Here is a 16,229-nt window from a genome sequence, read left to right on the forward strand (position 1 = left end):
GGTATACTCTAATTATCGGAAGGGAGAGTGAAGAGGTTGAGCAAGGGTATATTACAGTATGATGTAGGGGAACAAGTTGAATTATACCTCCTAATAAAGAGTTCGACAAAGGGAATTGCCAGTAATGGTAAACCATTTTTGACATTAATTCTGCAAGACCAAAGCGGGGAAATCGAGGCGAAGCTTTGGGATGCTGGGGCAGATGATGAAAAGAATTATGCAGCACAGACAATTGTAAAAATACTTGGAGAACTTCAAAACTACCGTGGGAAAAGTCAGTTAAAAATCCGTCAAATTCGAAAAACCGGCCCTTCTGATGGTGTAAGGCTGGATGATTTTCTTCTAACTGCACCTGTTAGTCAGGAAGAAATGATGAGTAAGTTGACCCAATATATATTTGAAATGAAAAATCCGAATATCCAAAGGGTCACCCGACATTTAATAAAAAAGCATCAAAAGGCCTTCTTGGAATATCCTGCAGCAACGAAAAATCATCATGAATTTGTTTCTGGTCTTGCCTATCACGTCGTCAGTATGCTGGACTTGGCCAAAGCAATAGCATCTTTATATCCGAGCCTTGATAAGGATTTACTCTATGCAGGAGTTATTTTGCATGATATGGGTAAGGTTATGGAATTATCAGGACCGATTTCAACCACCTATACAATTGAAGGGAATTTACTCGGACATATTACCATTATGATCACCGAAATTGGTAAAGCAGCTGAGGAGCTAGGCATTACTGGAGAAGAAATATTAATCCTCCAGCACCTGGTTTTAAGCCATCATGGCAAAGCAGAGTGGGGAAGTCCAAAACCTCCTTTGATAAAGGAAGCGGAAATCCTTCATTATATTGATAATCTTGATGCAAAAATGAATATGCTCGACAGGGCTCTAGAAAGAGTCAAGCCAGGGGAGTATACGGAGCGAATATTTGCCTTAGATAACCGCGCTTTTTATAAGCCGGTGTTCCATAAGTAAACCTAAAAAATAACCCAATTTGGGTTATTTTTTTTGGAAAAATGAATATTTTAGGTTTAGGCGAAATATGTTGTAGTAAAAGAAACCTAAAGTGGACAAACATTAGTGAAGGGAGCAGGAGACTTTGACAATACCTATTTGGATCTATGCAGTAGTGGCAGGAATAGTAATTAGCGCCCTAATGGCGATTAAAACGGGGCGGGACGAGCGGCAAGTAGAAATGGAAAGTATCGAGCGTGAAGGAGAAATTTATATTAAACGACTCGAGCGTGAAAAGGAAAAACGTGAGGAATTGAGAGCACCCGGTGAATAAATGACTGGAAGAAAGACTGGATATAAACGAAAGACAATATAAAAAGCGGAAACCCTGATATGGGCTTCCGCTTTCTTATGTTAGTAACTCACCGTATCTTCGCTTTTTTATTGCGCAGGAGTAGCTGTTGTTGGATTTAGAGCATCTTTTAAGTCTTTGTCATTTACTTTTACATCAGCTGCTTTTAACTCGCTCTGCATTGCTTTGTTAATATCATCACTTGTTAGTTTAGATGATTTGACCTGATATTCAATATCTTTCTTCATTTCATCATAAGACTTCTTCTCTTTTTTCTCAGTAACTTGAATGATATGATAACCAAATTGCGTTTTAACTGGTGCACTAATTTCATTTACCTTAAGTGCGTATGCACCTTTAATGAAATCAGCATCGTATTGGTCTTTATTCGTATTATTGATCGTACCTAGATCACCGCCGTTTTGAGCAGAAGCAGTATCAGTTGAATATTTTTTTGCAAGATCCTCAAACTTTGCACCGCCATCAAGCTGTTTCTTAACGTCAAGTGCAGTTTTCTCATCTTTAACAAGAATATGGCGAACCTTAATGTCAGGCTGGTAAGAAGCATAATAATCCTTTAATTCTTTGTCTGTTACCTTAACATTTTTCATTGCAGCCTTTTCTTGTAGCATACCAAGCTTCATGGTTTTCTTTAGGTCAGCTTCGTTTTTATAACCGTACTGGGCAAGAGTCGCATCAAAATTGGTACCTAGCTGTTCCTTTAAGTCGCTCACCTTTGCATTTAACTCTTTATCCGTAACTTTGTACTTTTTAGATAGCACCTTTTCATATACCAGTTGTTGAAGGGCTTGCTGACCGTATTTGTCCTTCATTGTATTGTATAATTCTTCTTGAGTAACATTCCCAGCTTTACTTTCTGCCACTTTTTCTGAACTAGTTTGATTACATGCACCTAATGCAAGTACACTTCCAGCCATTGTAAGGGCTAATATCCATTTTTTCATGCTGAAATCTCTCCTAAATAGTTAAATTAGTTAAATTCTGTGAAAAGGTTTGTCCACAATGTTTACTATAACATAAATGGGTACGGCTGCAAAAATAAAAGTGTAAGTGTTTATCGAAATTTCAAACAAAATAAGCTTCTTGGACTTTTCCATAAAAAATGAGCTAAGTGCCTAAACGAAATGAAACCTTCATGAATAGTATATCTTAGTAAATGAAAAAGGAGGTTTTATGATGAGTGGAGGATATGGCGGAGGATTTGCTCTAATTGTAGTCCTTTTCATCCTATTGATTATTGTTGGGGCTTCTTGGGTTTATTAATTTAAGCAAATGACAATGAGGGGAGGCTAAATTATGTCTGGTGGAGCAGGTTACGGTGGAGGCTTTGCATTAGTTGTAGTTCTTTTCATCCTATTGATTATCATTGGAGCTTCTTGGATTTACTAATTAAGAAGTAACAAAAAATAAAAAGCGATGAGAATTACCTCATCGCTTCGCTTTTTTATTCTAACCTTTATGATTACATATCCAAATTGCTTTGATGGATTATGTATAGAGGATTTCTAAATATGAAGAAATCAATAAAATGGTAATGAGCACATTAATGGTACGGAATACCTTATGCTGATTCTCTTCCGGTATCTCTTTTTGGATACAAAGGGAATTAGTCATTTTATTTACATAAAATAAAATAAAAATGGCGAAGACAATAAAAATGGAGATCATCATTGATTCCCTCCCAGATGGTTTACTTATGTTTTTTCAGCGATAGATGTTTTCCAAAATATCCCTGGTGAAGCGTTAATTGTTCGCTTCCACTTTTTTATACAATATCAAAAAATATAAAAAAAAGATAGTAAAAAAGAATGGAAGTTTTCTAGAACATGATGGAGTCGAAATATTTGCAATTATTTTTTTGATTATAGGACAAAAAGGTTTACCCATCCCTTTAAAAGGTGAATAATGAACATAGGTAAGAAAGGTAATGATAAGAGGTGTTAAAGTATGAATGAACAGGATCTTCTATTGCACAGGATTAATCTTCTTGAATTTCATCAAAGGTTGTTAATTAAATTACTAAGCCATCCCAATAAAGGCTTTTATCGGTTAATCATTGAAAACGGGCTTTCGGAACGGGAAGTTAACAATTTCTACCGGTTGTGTGAGGAATTAACCGTGAAACTGGCAGAACAAAAAGCGGAAGGCTTCGTTCATTTCCATCCGCTTCTTAATCAATTATCAGCTGCGCTCCCTGCTCATTTAAAAATGGAAGAGGTCGTGAAGGCCTGCTTGCAGCAAAGATTGTTCGAGCCTCTTTTTATGGAGTTACGAAACTATCTATAAGATAGGGCATATTAAACCAAGTTCTGTTCCGTATTTTTTATTTTTTTCAATGTGCCGTTTTCTTCAACAAACTCACTTTCAATATTATGGAAAGAACGTTCAAAGATTTCCATAAAATCTTCGCCATAAATATTACGGACAATGGCCATCATTTCAATTATATCTGGGAATTTTCCATATAAATCTCGAAGTGGCAACGCCCCTGAATAAACTGCATTCCCTTTTGGCTGATAGGTTTCCATTGATTGAAGCAGGATCTCTTCGCCTTTGTCTGTTAGTTGAATATAGGTATTTCGCTTGTCATTTTCCTTTTTTGAAAATTTCAGCAATCCTCGTTCTTCTAACTTTTTTGAAAAATTAAAAGCTGTTGAGACATGCATGACCCCGAATTTTGCCACGTCTGAGATGGAAGCTCCATTCAAATGATAAGCGATCCAGAGAATATGGTGTTCATTAATATTTAAATCATAGGGTTTTATCCATTGCTGCCAATCCTTTTCAATTGATTTCCATAGCGCTTTACTTAATTGAGTAATACGCTGACTAAAAATCATTGCTTCCTTTAACGAATATTGTTTCTCAGTCATCCCCATTTTCACCTACTTTTAATTTCTCTTTTTATCATTATGCCAATAAAATAAAAATTAATAAAGTATAAATTCACAAAATTTTTAGAAATTGTACAATTTTTATCTTGATTTTATGTTTTTTTACTAATATCTATCTTAAATGAAATTTGAAAAGGTAGTTTAGACTATTTATTATTATCAGAAATTTCATCTTCTAATTCTTGAATGGTATCCTTCATTTCACTTATTTCTTTTTGAATCCGCTCCTGTTGAGGGCTTACTTCATCTTCCCATTGTGCAATGGCCATTTTAACTTCGGCTAAAAAAGTGGAAATTTGTGCGCGTCCTTCTTTTGATGCGTGTACGGCAGAGTTCTTTAGCTCCAATAAGTTTTTCTTTATGGCTTGTAATTGATTTAGGACGGTCTGCGTATTCTTCTTCATATTCCCCCGGGTTACTTTGCCTGAATTTGGCGCAGTTAGTAATATACTAACTCCGGCAGCAAGACCTCCTGTCATAAATCCGTATAGAAATGTTTTAACTTTCATTTTACGTATTTCCTCCAAATTGGCTATTTTAAAAAAATTATTCTTTAAGAGTAATTCCCTCTACCTTTTCCCCCTAAACAAGTCCTTCATAGGAATGGACGATAACTCATATAAATAGTTACAACTATTGTTCGAAGGAGATTCTAGAAGGAGGAACAAAGGGATGAAGACTGCAGCAGTAATTCTTTTTATTCTAAGTGCGATCCTGCTCTTAGGCACATTTAAATATTTAGTTGAATTAAAAAGACCGGGTGTATATCCACCAAAACAAGTCTTAAAAAAAAGAGCAGCCGGGCTGGCCGGATTTGCCTGTATTTGTTTGTTAATTGCGTTGTCTCTGTCATATTTTCTCTAGAAGTAATTTAAGAAAAGAACCCGAGAGGGTTCTTTTCTTAACAATCCCGTAGATTACTTCTGAATCACGGAAGCTGATGTTAATTTAGTTCTCTTAACAATCGATTGAGCTACTGGATACAAAATAACCATAACGACCGTGTTTAGAACAGTTGCAGGTAATACAGCGGCTACGAATAAGGCTGTAAATGGGGCAGGTAGGCTTGCGATAAAGAAGGCTGCACCTAAAAATACGCTTCCTGATACCAATGTACCGATTGCCGTTAAGGCCCCCACACAAATAATCGAATTCCGGTATTTGTTTAAGGCTAAAAATAAACCGAAAAAGACTAATGCAGTAACCGGCTTCTCAATGATATTGGGAATTGTACCGCCAGGAAAACTTGTTGTAATACCAGACAATACACCCGTTACAATCGCGAGCAGCATGACACTTTTTATCTCCGGAATAAGAATAATTCCTAAAAACATCATAGCAAGCATCATATCCGGCTTAATACTAAGGAATGCTGGCATTACTGTATGCAATACGACCCCTATTCCCGCTAAAAGTGCTAAAACGACAAGATTCTTTGTATTCATTTCTCATCTCTCCTCTGCTATCCTAAGCTATTTGTTTCTCCTGCAGTGCACTCATTGCCTGCAGCGAGAAACTTACAACCATTATACCATATTACGATAATATTTTTAAAGAAATAATTTTCAGAAAACTTACGTTTAACCCTTGTTAAATGAACTATAGTTGTTTTTGAATTTTTGAAGCCATGTCCTGTAACATTTGCGGGGTATAATCACTTTGATTGTTTTTCCATACTGCGCCGAAGCCATCACCTTTTCCATAGCGGGGGATCAAATGCAAATGGAAGTGAAAGACAGATTGTCCTGCATGTTCACCGTTATTATTAATGGAGTTTAACCCGATAGGTTCAAATTCTTTTTTTAACGCATTGGCAATAGATGGTACTACTTCAAATAGGTTTCTGGCGATTTCAGGTGTCAGTTCATATAAGTTCTCTTTATGTACTTTTGGAATGACGAGAGTATGTCCTTTTGTCACTTGACTGATATCTAAAAATGCTAATACATGTTCATTTTCAAAAACTTTTGCAGCTGGAATTTCTCCATTGACAATTTTACAAAAAATACAATCACTCATACATACAGCCCCTTTTTAAAATGTTTGTATTATTTTACCATGAAAAATAGGAAAAAGACAGGATCCGCGTGGAATCCTGCCTTCCCGAAGGGGAATGCTTCAAATCTGCGTTCAATTAGGAATGTTCTTTGATAAACACCTCATTTTTCATAGAGTGTTTTTTTATAAAGAGACATCATTGTTCAAGCTGACCATCCCCTATATGTTTTTATTGGTTTACCTAACCTTTAAAAACGGGTCGTGATCTGCGGTAAACACCTCATTTGCCGTTTATTTTTGAAGATAAACAGTTGAGTGTTACTTGAACTCTAAATGGTTAGCATGCACATTGTACAAAACAACCATCCCCTTATCTGAAACGAATAGAAGCTCACTTGTTTGAAAGGAAATTGTCTTTAGCAGACACCTCATCTCAAATTTTGATGAATCACTTCATCGGAATAAGTTATTTCCCCTTCGAATATTATGATGTCCGTCTGTTAAAGTTTTATACAAAAAAGATAAGAAAAATTGAATTTCTATTTTTTACGATTGTTATTTGTTAAAATTAAATTAAACGGATTCACGACTTTTGAATTTATGAATACATAGATGAATTCTTTCTGATTACGATAAACTGAAATGGAAGGACGTTTGGGAATGGCCTTATTAAAAATTGAACATTTAGTCGGTGGCTATACAAGAAATCCTGTCTTAAAAGATGTTTCCTTTGACGTAAAGGAAAGGGAGATTGTGGGCCTTATTGGGCTAAATGGGGCAGGGAAAAGTACAACCATTAAACATATTATCGGGCTTATGGAGCCTCATAAAGGTACGATTCAAATTAATGGTCAGTCCTTCATGGAAAATAAGGAAGCTTATCGCCGTTTATTTACGTTTGTTCCAGAGACACCGGTTTTATATGAGGAACTTACCTTAGATGAGCACTTGAGGTTAACCGCGATGGCCTATGGTTTAGATGAACCTACATTTAAAGCAAGGATTTCTCCGTTGCTTTCCGAATTTCGGATGGAAAAACGCTTAAAATGGTTTCCAGCTCATTTCTCAAAGGGGATGAAACAAAAGGTCATGATTATGTGTGCTTTCTTGGTTCAGCCCTCCCTTTACATTGTGGATGAGCCTTTTGTTGGGCTTGATCCACTCGGAATTCAATCACTTCTTGATCTAATGAAAAAGATGAAAGATAACGGTGCAGGAATATTAATGTCAACCCATATTCTTGCAACAGCTGAGAAGTACTGTGATCGCTTTGTCATTCTCCATGAAGGGAAAATTCGGGCCAAAGGCACACTGTCTGAATTAAGGGAACAATTTTCTATGCCCACAGCATCTTTGGATGATTTGTATATTCAATTAACAAAGGAAGAAAATTATGTTTGATGAAAATAAGCTTTGGAGGGACCGTGCCAGCGGTCGAATGAAGGACTTAGGAAGGTATTTACGTTATATTTTCAATGGTCATATCGTGATTGTCTTATTATTTTTAATTGGAACCGCCGCATATTATTATCAAGAATGGATAAAGGCTCTTTCGCCAAATTTTCCCGCTGAATTGGTCATAGCAGTCATAGTTGGAATATTTGTTACCTATAGTCCGGTTTATAATTTTTTGCTTGAAGCGGACAAGGTGTTTCTACTTCCTTTAGAGGAGAGATTAAAAGGGTATTTTCTCCGTTCAGGGATTGCAAGCTTCGTGTTTCAAGGATATATCTTATTATTAGTTTTTGCTGTCTTAATGCCCATCTATGCGCATGTCAGCGGAAATGGGTTTGGTTCGTTTATTCCATTTTTGCTCCTTTTCCTTGTTCTCAAGGCTTGGAATTTAGCTGCCGCATGGAAAATTCAATTTTATGTGGAAATATCTGTGCACCGCTGGGATTACCTTATTCGTTATTTAATAAATGCAGTATTTGCCTATCTCTTGTTAAAACAAGCAAATCTTCTTATTCTCCTTGTAATCGGAGTGATTATGGCCTTTTATTATTACTCCTTTCACGTAAAGACAACGAAAATAGGGTTAAAATGGGATCAATTAATTGATGCAGAAGAAAAGAGGATGGCCTCTTTTTATCGGCTCGCTAATTTATTTACAGATGTCCCCAAATTAAAAGATACGGTTAAAAGAAGGAAATATCTTGATTTGTTCATTAGCAGGATTCCTTTTTCACAGGAAAAAACCTACCTTTTTTTGTTCGCAAGGACGTTTTTGCGGTCATCTGACTATCTGGGATTGTTTGTCAGACTGACGGTCATTGGTGTCCTGGCCGTTTATTTTATCTCCTTTGGAATTGGACAGCTTTTACTGACCATTTTATTTATATACTTAACGGGATTTCAATTACTGCCGTTATGGAATCATCATCAAAATAAGCTTTGGGTGGATTTATATCCGGTCTCAGCAAGTGATAAGACAACTGCATTCCATTTTCTGTTGATGATACTATTAGTGGTCCAATCGCTTATCTTTGCGGTATTAATTTTGCTTAAGGGAGAATGGTACTATTCACTGCTTGTTTTAGGAACAGGGCTCGTGTTTAGCTATTTCTTTGTTTATTTTTATAGTAAAAGCCGATTAAAAAAATAACCTGAGTGATCTGCCCCCATTTATGGGGGATTTTTTTTTGGAACTATTGGTCTGTTTTGCTCGTATAGATTACTAAAATGATAATGAGAGGAGTTGGTCCTATTGAATGAATATGAAGTTAAAGTTTATGAAGAAGTGGAAGAATGGAAACGGAGAATAATTAAACGTTCAGGGATGATGAATCGGATATCAAAGAAAGCCCAAGTGAAAATAAATGAATGGATTCCAGAAAAGGTACATGAAATGATGACGGAGAGCATTAAAGCTATGGTAAAGGCAACGTTATTTGGCTCTCAGCTCACTACCAATAGAGATCAAGCAAATGGTTTAACTCTAGCTGAAAGAGATGAATTAATTCGAAAGAAGATTTCCTTTTACCAAAAAACAGCCATTGTTGAAGGAGCAGGTACAGGCGCAGGAGGAATATTACTGGGGCTTGCCGACTTTCCTTTACTCCTGACTATAAAAATGAAATTTCTGTTTGATTCAGCATCAATTTATGGATTTGATGCAAAAAAATATGAGGAAAGATTATTTATTCTACATGTATTTCAATTAGCTTTTTCAAGTGATGAAATCCGGAGAAATACCTTATCAGAAATTGAACAATGGGACCAGAGAAAAATCGAACTCACCGAAATGGATTGGCGCAAGTTTCAGCAGGAATACAGAGATTATATTGATCTCGCCAAGCTTTTTCAGCTTGTGCCGGGAATTGGAGCTTTCGTGGGGGCATATGCTAATCACAATCTTCTAAAAACTTTAGGTGACACCGCGATGAATTGTTATCGCTTAAGGCTGCTGCAAAAAGCCCCTGAACTCTAAGTTAGGGGCTATCCATTCTTATTCGGTATGGACACTCAGTGCGGCTGAACCTAGCGTTTTAGCAGCAATTAACATCGCTTTCTCATCAATATCAAATCTTGGGTGATGATGTGGATATCCATCTTCTTCTCGTCCTGGTTTTGCACCGGTGAAAAAGAAGGTACCTGGAACCTTTTCTAAATAATAGGCAAAATCTTCCCCACCCATTTCCGGTTCTGTTTCCTCAATGTTCGTAACCTCAGGAACCAATCGAGCACAACGGATGAGGAGCTCAGTTTCCTTTTCATGGTTAACAACTGGCGGATAACCTCTATAGTAATCAAACTGATAGGAACTGCTTGTTGTATAACATGTTCCATGTATGATTCTTTCCATTTCCTCTTCAATAAATTGTCTGAGGTCTTCATTAAATGTCCGAACGGTCCCCGTCAGCTTGGCTTTATCAGCAATCACATTAAAAGCATTTTCTGCAATAAAGGAAGCTACTGTAACTACTGCCGCATGCACAGGGCTAACCTTACGGCTGACAATTTGCTGTAGATTGACGACAAGCTGTGAAGCAGTCACTATCGCATCTCGGGTTTTATGTGGCTGTGCTCCATGCCCGCCTTTTCCTTGTATTTCTATCTCAAACCGGTCAGCTGCTGCCATCATCGGTCCCGTACGATATTGGATTATGCCCGTCGGTTCACTTGCCCAAAGATGAGTTCCGAAAATGACATCGACTCCTTCTAAACAGCCCGCCTCAATCATAGCAGCAGCGCCGCCTGGTGCATATTCTTCGGCATGTTGATGAATAAAAACATAGTTTCCTTCTAATTCATCCCTAAGCTCGTGTAGTGTCTTTGCAAGAACAAGAAGGGTGGCGGTATGTCCGTCATGTCCACATGCGTGCATGACGCCGGGGACTAATGATTTGTAGGGTACATCCTTTTCATCTTGAATTGGTAATGCGTCAAAATCTGCCCGTAATGCCACCGTCCTGCCTGGTTTTTTACCATAGACCTTTGCCACTACACCATTGCCGCCGACTTGTCCCTTTACTTCTATATTCAGTTTCTCATAATAGTTCTGAATAAACTTTGCGGTGTTATATTCCTGAAAAGATAATTCCGGATGCTGATGCAGATGGCGGCGGATGGAGACCATTTCATCGTAGTAACCTTCTAATTTAGTGAATAGGTTGTTTAACATATGTAATCCCCCTTATAGTTGATGTTAAAAAATGTATTTTCAAACAATTTTAACACTTTTACCACTATTTTATAGATTTTTACAGTGATTTTTTTTATACTTTTAAAAGTATTTAAACAAAGAGCATCAAGGGGATGGGGGAGGATTTTGAGAAATAAATCTTTTGTTTTTCTAATAATCGCTGTTTTAATTGCTTTATATATCTCGATTAAAGTAGCTATACACAGCACTTTTTGGATGGACGATTATGCCACAGGCTTGTTTGCACACGTGCCTCATACGGCTATTCCATTTTTTATTCAAGTGTCGGAGTTGGGGGATAAACTAGGAATAGGCATTGTTGCCTTGTTAATGTTAGCGTGGTTACTGTTGAAAAAGCGGGACTTTGCCGGGGGAGCCATGCTCGCTTTATCGATTGCTTTGGCTAATGAAGTTTATAAGATATTAAAAGATTGGTTTGTCCGTCCTAGGCCTGATTTAGAACATCTGGTACAGGTTGAAAGCTATAGTTATCCAAGCGGGCATGCACTGGTGGGTATGGTGCTTTACTTTACGGCCGCTTATTTATTAATCAAGGGCATGAAGTCAAAAATAGCCAAATGGTTCATTGCCTCGTTAGCAGTAGTAATACTACTCTTAATCGGTGCTAGTCGAATTTTCTTACAGGTTCATTATCTTTCTGATGTATTGGGCGGGTATGCATTAGGATTTATCTGGGCTGTTATTTGGATATTTTTCTATCATTCTTTTAAACAGCGATATAAGAAGAGGCCGAGTTAATCACGGCCTTTTCTTTATGAGATAGGAAGGTGGAATAAGTCTTCGAGAATTGTCCAGCTCCAGCGCCTAGCCCCTCGAGGTCATAAGCCAATCCGTCCAAAAGGTTAAAAAACAACCTTTCGGCCGGCTCGTCTTATGCTTGTCGGGGCTGAACAAGGCGCTTGCGCTTTTCTTTATATTAAAAACATTGCAACTATCGTTGTGACGACTAGCCCTATAAAGACAGGGATCAAATTTCTTCTAGCCAATTCAAACGGGTCGATATTACAAATAGCAGCTGCAGGAATTAAAGCCCATGGTACAAGGGTTCCGCCACCCACCCATATCGCTGCAATTTGGCCAAGCGCAGTAAGGGTAGCTGCCCCTTTCCCGATAGCTGCAGCGAATAAACTGGCAATGGACCCGGCAAGTGAGATTCCTGAGAAGCCTGAACCGTCTAAACCAGTAATAGCACCAACAGCTGTGAGTGTGACTGCACCAACTTCTTTACTTAGTGGGACAATGCTGGCAAGGGCTACACCGAGATCATTAACAATCCCATTCGAGGTTTTTGGTAAGTACTCCCCGATGATTTTTGTAAACCCGCTGTCGCCAAGGTAGAAAAATGCAGCTATTGGAATAACTGGACCAAACACCTTAAAGCCAAATTGGAAGCCCTCAATTAAATATTGAGTCGTTTTTTCAAGGCCTTTATTCTTATGACTCGTGACGGTAATAAGAAGAAGAATTAGAATAGAGGTTCCACCGATTAAGGCTGTTGCATCTCCGCCTGCTAAATCGAGAGTGGACATAGCGATAACGTCCGCAACAAATAACAAGGGAACTAAAATCGCGAAAAATCGTCTTTGAGCGAGTGTTAAGAGGTCTTGTTTGTTATTTTCATCCAGAGAGGAATCAGGCAATATAGCAGAAGTGGTTTGAAGGGTCCCGCGCTTCATATCTCTCCTTAAAAAATAGAAGGCGGTAATCGTGGTGACTAGCCCCATAATAAAAACAAGTGGTATGCTGGCATTAATGACATCCTGAATGGGAAGTCCAGCGGCATCTGCCGTAAGTTTAGGGGCTGCTTGGATGACGAAGTCACCTGATAAAGCAATTCCGTGCCCAAACAAATTCATCGCCATGGCAACTCCAAGTGCAGGCAGCCCGGCTCTAATCGCTACCGGAAGCAGAACGGCACCAAGCAGGGCAACGGCAGGGGATGGCCAAAAGAACCAAGAAATGACCATCATTAAAATCCCAATCGTCCAATAAGCAAGCCCTGGATTTCGGATGAGTTTTCGAAAAGGTGATATCATCACATCATTAATTCCCGTAGACGTTAGCGTATGGCTCATCGCCACAATAATTGAAATGACAAGAATAGTTGATAATAATTCGGTAATAGCATAGCTAAAACTGTTAAAGATACTGCTGACGGAATGACTTAAACTGCCAGTGGCGGTCAGAGCTATTAAGAAAATCCCGACAATACACACAATGGTCGTGTCCCTTCTCATGACCATAAATCCAATAATGAGAATAATAAAGGCTACATATATCCAATGAAGGGCTGTAAGTTGAATAAACATAGCAACTCCTCCTTTCTACCAAAAGGGCTATAGCCCTGTTTTGGCTGTAATACAGAATATGTAATCTGTATCAAGTGGTGAAGTGGAGGAATAAAAAAAAATGGAGGGTATCTCCATTAGAAAATTAAGATTAATTATCGCCTGCAATTGTATATTTGCTCACATAGGGTGTACTAGTGAATAGCTTTTGCTGTCCGTCAAAGCTGGCTTTTAGTTGATCCAGCGGGGAATTTGCCCCCTGCCACTTTAAATAGAAGGATTGGTGGTCCCAAACCGTCATAATGATATACGGATTTGAAGATACGGGACGGAGTAATCGCAGTGCGGCCAAACCCTTGGAGTTTACAATCGTATCTGCTTGTTGTTTAAACTGATGTTCAAATAGGGGACGTCCCTCGTCCGTAACGGAGATGTTATGCATGACAACAAATCCTTTTTGTTGTAACTGTCCATGAGATTCTAAAACCTCATACCTTCGTGGTTCGTTAAAAACAGATGGACCATTGGTTTCATGCAGCAGCAGGGCCCCGTTTTCATTCAGCAGTGCCACCATAAGTTCCTGATTATATTTATTTTCAATCTTCTTTAAAAAGTCGAGTGTCCCGGCTGTTATATAAACATTCATCCTTTTTCCTCCTAATTTAATAATCTTCCTTATTCTATACATATTCATCATCCGTATTCTCTGATAGATGAAACAAATTTAGTAACGTAAAAACGACTTTTTTTTGACAGATATTATCGTTAGCTATACACAAATAGGATTAATAGGTATAGTGAAGACAGCTTTGTACACAAACGTTTTTAATTTTATCGCCAATATATTAAAATGGAAAACAGACAGTCTTTGAAAGGTGGACAATTCTTCATGACCAGAATAATTAATGAAACATTTTTAAAAGCCGCAAGGGGAGAAAAGACCGATTATGTACCTGTGTGGTACATGCGCCAGGCAGGCCGCTCGCAGCCAGAGTATAGAGAGATTAAAGAAAAATATTCTTTATTTGAAATTACCCATCAGCCTGAGCTGTGTGCCTATGTCACGCGCTTACCTGTTGAGCAATATAACGTCGATGCCGCAATTCTATATAAAGATATTATGACACCGCTCCCAGCCATTGGCATGGAAGTGGAAATAAAGGGTGGAATTGGACCAGTGATTGATCAACCAATTCGCTCCTTGGCAGATGTAGAAAAATTAGGTGAAATACACCCTGAAGAAGATGTTCCATATGTATTGGAAACGATTAAATTATTAACACAAGAACAGTTAAATGTACCATTAATCGGTTTTTCAGGTGCTCCGTTTACGCTTGCTAGTTATATGATTGAAGGCGGTCCATCGAAAAACTATAATAAGACTAAAGCATTCATGTATACAGAACCAAAGGCATGGTTTGCTTTAATGGACAAACTTGGCGATATGATTATTACTTATGTAAAATCGCAAGTTAAAGCTGGGGCAAAAGCCATTCAAATCTTTGATTCATGGGTGGGTGCCTTAAATGTAGAAGATTACCGTTACTTCATTAAACCAATCATGACACGAATTTTTACATCCTTAAAAGAGGAAAATGTTCCACTTATTATGTTCGGCGTAGGAGCTAGCCATCTTGCCCTAGAATGGAACGACCTGCCCCTAGATGTGGTTGGACTTGATTGGCGTCTGCCGATTCAACAGGCTAGGGAAATGGGAATTCAAAAAACGGTACAAGGCAACCTTGATCCGGCGATTCTTTTAGCTCCTTGGGAAGTTATTGAAGAGAGAGCTAAAGCAATATTAGACCAAGGAATGGCTCAGGACGGTTATATCTTTAATTTGGGTCATGGTGTATTCCCATCGGTTAACCCTGACACATTGAAACGGTTAACTTCTTTTATTCATGATTATTCAGCAACTAAACTAAGCCGTTAATTTTTAGAAGTAAGTCATTAAATTGGTAAGCTGTCTAATTTTTTGGCACAATATAATAAGTTGTTTCAAAAAGGCATTAAAAGGTTGAAAGACTATAATGCCTTTTTACATAAAATCAGATAAAGTAGGATTTTTAAATGAGGTGCAATTAAATGACAAAGAAACGGATGGGCCTGCTAGTTATGGCATATGGTACCCCCTATTCATTAGATGATTTAATACCATACTATACCCATATTCGCCATGGCCGTAAACCAACACCTGAAATGATAGAGGATCTCAGGAATCGTTACGAGGCAATTGGAGGGATTTCTCCATTAGCCAGAATTACACTAGACCAGGCAGAAAAGCTGGAACAACATCTTAATCAAATACAAGATGAAATTGAATTTAAAATGTATTTAGGTTTAAAACATATCGAACCATTTATTGAAGATGCGGTAAAAAAGATGCATGATGATGGGATTGAAGAAGCTGTTAGTCTTGTGCTGGCCCCGCATTTTTCTACCTTTAGTGTAAAATCTTACAATGAAAGAGCCGTTGAAGAAGCAGAAAAATTAGGCGGACTTACAATCAAAACGATTGAAAGCTGGTATAAGGAACCCAAATTTATAAGCTATTGGGTTGATAAAATAAAAACAATTTTTGACCAAATGACGCCAGCGGAAAAGGAGAAGGCTGTATTAATTGTTTCTGCCCATAGTTTGCCGGAGAAGATTCTTCAATTTGGCGATCCATATCCAAGTCAACTTCAAGAAACGGCTGATTTAATCGCCAATCAAGCAGGAATTGAAAATTACGAAATTGGCTGGCAAAGTGCCGGCAATACTCCAGAGCCGTGGATTGGTCCGGATGTGCAGGACTTAACAAGAGACCTGTTTGATAGGAAACAGTATACTTCTTTTGTTTACGCACCGGTAGGTTTCGTATGTGAACATCTTGAGGTACTTTACGATAATGATATAGAATGTAAAACCGTAACAGATCAATTAGGGGCAAAGTATTACCGTCCGGAAATGCCTAATGCGAAAGATGAATTTATCGAATGTTTATCAACCGTAATCATAAAGAGTTTATCTTAAATAGAGTCGGTTTATAAAAGCCGGGGTTTTAA

General features: G+C 38.0%; 21 protein-coding genes. 12 read left to right on the plus strand and 9 right to left on the minus strand.

Translation table 11 applies throughout. The annotated features are described in order from the left end of the window. Positions 1-36: 36 nt before the first annotated feature. Positions 37-981, plus strand: a complete 945-nt coding sequence (gene yhaM / locus V7077_RS22370; protein ID WP_335506054.1) for a 3'-5' exoribonuclease YhaM — start codon at positions 37-39, stop codon at positions 979-981. A 124-nt stretch (positions 982-1,105) separates the two neighbouring features. Further along, the gene (locus V7077_RS22375; protein ID WP_335506056.1) at positions 1,106-1,294 is read left to right on the plus strand and encodes a sporulation YhaL family protein; all 189 of its coding nucleotides are present in this window, start codon (positions 1,106-1,108) and stop codon (positions 1,292-1,294) included. 107 nt (positions 1,295-1,401) lie between these two features. Here the strand turns inward: V7077_RS22375 and V7077_RS22380 are convergent, their stop codons facing one another. After that, positions 1,402-2,277, minus strand: coding sequence for a peptidylprolyl isomerase (locus tag V7077_RS22380; RefSeq protein WP_335506058.1), 876 nt, complete (start codon positions 2,275-2,277; stop codon positions 1,402-1,404). A gap of 232 nt (positions 2,278-2,509) precedes the next feature. On the opposite strand from V7077_RS22380, the gene V7077_RS22385 reads away from it, so the two are divergent. Together V7077_RS22385 and V7077_RS22390 are read left to right on the plus strand one after the other, a co-directional pair. Then, positions 2,510-2,596: a YjcZ family sporulation protein gene (locus V7077_RS22385; protein WP_160724698.1), complete on the plus strand. Its 87-nt coding sequence runs from the start codon at positions 2,510-2,512 to the stop codon at positions 2,594-2,596. 33 nt (positions 2,597-2,629) lie between these two features. Beyond that, positions 2,630-2,722: a YjcZ family sporulation protein gene (locus tag V7077_RS22390; protein ID WP_040204450.1), complete on the plus strand. Its 93-nt coding sequence runs from the start codon at positions 2,630-2,632 to the stop codon at positions 2,720-2,722. A gap of 99 nt (positions 2,723-2,821) precedes the next feature. Here V7077_RS22390 and V7077_RS22395 read toward each other — a convergent pair whose 3' ends face one another. Beyond that, entirely contained in the window at positions 2,822-3,001 is a 180-nt protein-coding gene (locus V7077_RS22395; RefSeq protein WP_098529757.1) for a hypothetical protein, read from the minus strand. Positions 3,002-3,280: 279 nt separating this feature from the next. On the opposite strand from V7077_RS22395, the gene V7077_RS22400 reads away from it, so the two are divergent. Then, positions 3,281-3,619, plus strand: coding sequence for a DUF1878 family protein (locus V7077_RS22400; RefSeq protein ID WP_335506062.1), 339 nt, complete (start codon positions 3,281-3,283; stop codon positions 3,617-3,619). Between the two features lie 11 nt (positions 3,620-3,630). Here the strand turns inward: V7077_RS22400 and V7077_RS22405 are convergent, their stop codons facing one another. Both V7077_RS22405 and V7077_RS22410 read right to left on the minus strand, forming a co-directional pair. Continuing rightward, positions 3,631-4,206 carry an HTH-type transcriptional regulator Hpr gene (locus V7077_RS22405; RefSeq protein ID WP_335506064.1) on the minus strand — a complete coding sequence of 192 codons (576 nt, stop codon included), beginning with the start codon at positions 4,204-4,206 and terminating at the stop codon, positions 3,631-3,633. Positions 4,207-4,373: 167 nt separating this feature from the next. Continuing rightward, a complete protein-coding gene (locus tag V7077_RS22410; RefSeq protein ID WP_335506066.1) occupies positions 4,374-4,736 on the minus strand; it encodes a YtxH domain-containing protein in 363 nt (120 codons plus the stop codon). 163 nt (positions 4,737-4,899) lie between these two features. On the opposite strand from V7077_RS22410, the gene V7077_RS22415 reads away from it, so the two are divergent. After that, positions 4,900-5,091, plus strand: coding sequence for a hypothetical protein (locus V7077_RS22415; protein ID WP_335506068.1), 192 nt, complete (start codon positions 4,900-4,902; stop codon positions 5,089-5,091). 53 nt (positions 5,092-5,144) lie between these two features. Here V7077_RS22415 and V7077_RS22420 read toward each other — a convergent pair whose 3' ends face one another. Both V7077_RS22420 and V7077_RS22425 read right to left on the minus strand, forming a co-directional pair. After that, positions 5,145-5,672 carry a tryptophan transporter gene (locus V7077_RS22420; RefSeq protein ID WP_335506070.1) on the minus strand — a complete coding sequence of 176 codons (528 nt, stop codon included), beginning with the start codon at positions 5,670-5,672 and terminating at the stop codon, positions 5,145-5,147. Positions 5,673-5,826: 154 nt separating this feature from the next. After that, entirely contained in the window at positions 5,827-6,246 is a 420-nt protein-coding gene (locus V7077_RS22425) for an HIT family protein (RefSeq protein ID WP_335506072.1), read from the minus strand. A gap of 639 nt (positions 6,247-6,885) precedes the next feature. Here V7077_RS22425 and V7077_RS22430 point away from each other — a divergent pair. The 3 genes from V7077_RS22430 to V7077_RS22440 all read left to right on the plus strand — a co-directional run bounded on the left by V7077_RS22430 (position 6,886) and on the right by V7077_RS22440 (position 9,655). Then, entirely contained in the window at positions 6,886-7,626 is a 741-nt protein-coding gene (locus V7077_RS22430) for an ABC transporter ATP-binding protein (protein WP_335506074.1), read from the plus strand. Beyond that, entirely contained in the window at positions 7,619-8,830 is a 1,212-nt protein-coding gene (locus V7077_RS22435; RefSeq protein WP_335506076.1) for an ABC transporter permease, read from the plus strand. The genes V7077_RS22430 and V7077_RS22435 overlap by 8 nt, the downstream gene beginning before the upstream one ends. 102 nt (positions 8,831-8,932) lie before the next feature. Continuing rightward, on the plus strand, positions 8,933-9,655 hold the full coding sequence (locus tag V7077_RS22440) for an EcsC family protein (RefSeq protein WP_335506078.1): 723 nt from the start codon (positions 8,933-8,935) through the stop codon (positions 9,653-9,655). A gap of 18 nt (positions 9,656-9,673) precedes the next feature. On the opposite strand, the gene V7077_RS22445 is transcribed toward V7077_RS22440, so the two are convergent. Then, positions 9,674-10,849: a M20 family metallopeptidase gene (locus V7077_RS22445; RefSeq protein ID WP_335506080.1), complete on the minus strand. Its 1,176-nt coding sequence runs from the start codon at positions 10,847-10,849 to the stop codon at positions 9,674-9,676. Positions 10,850-10,996: 147 nt separating this feature from the next. Here V7077_RS22445 and V7077_RS22450 point away from each other — a divergent pair, with 147 nt between their 5' ends. Beyond that, complete coding sequence (locus V7077_RS22450) at positions 10,997-11,629, plus strand: phosphatase PAP2 family protein (protein WP_335506082.1); 633 nt, start codon at positions 10,997-10,999, stop codon at positions 11,627-11,629. A 173-nt stretch (positions 11,630-11,802) separates the two neighbouring features. Here the strand turns inward: V7077_RS22450 and V7077_RS22455 are convergent, their stop codons facing one another. Next, the gene (locus tag V7077_RS22455; RefSeq protein ID WP_335506084.1) at positions 11,803-13,200 is read right to left on the minus strand and encodes a hypothetical protein; all 1,398 of its coding nucleotides are present in this window, start codon (positions 13,198-13,200) and stop codon (positions 11,803-11,805) included. A gap of 130 nt (positions 13,201-13,330) precedes the next feature. Next, the gene (locus V7077_RS22460; protein ID WP_335506086.1) at positions 13,331-13,825 is read right to left on the minus strand and encodes an antibiotic biosynthesis monooxygenase family protein; all 495 of its coding nucleotides are present in this window, start codon (positions 13,823-13,825) and stop codon (positions 13,331-13,333) included. A gap of 243 nt (positions 13,826-14,068) precedes the next feature. Here V7077_RS22460 and hemE point away from each other — a divergent pair, with 243 nt between their 5' ends. Together hemE and hemH are read left to right on the plus strand one after the other, a co-directional pair. Continuing rightward, positions 14,069-15,115: a uroporphyrinogen decarboxylase gene (gene hemE / locus V7077_RS22465; protein ID WP_335506088.1), complete on the plus strand. Its 1,047-nt coding sequence runs from the start codon at positions 14,069-14,071 to the stop codon at positions 15,113-15,115. A gap of 152 nt (positions 15,116-15,267) precedes the next feature. Further along, the gene (hemH, locus tag V7077_RS22470; RefSeq protein ID WP_335506090.1) at positions 15,268-16,197 is read left to right on the plus strand and encodes a ferrochelatase; all 930 of its coding nucleotides are present in this window, start codon (positions 15,268-15,270) and stop codon (positions 16,195-16,197) included. Positions 16,198-16,229: the final 32 nt, after the last annotated feature.

Source organism: Neobacillus vireti (genome assembly GCF_036962465.1).
In the GTDB taxonomy this organism is placed as follows: Bacteria; Bacillota; Bacilli; order Bacillales; family Cytobacillaceae; genus Neobacillus; species Neobacillus vireti_B.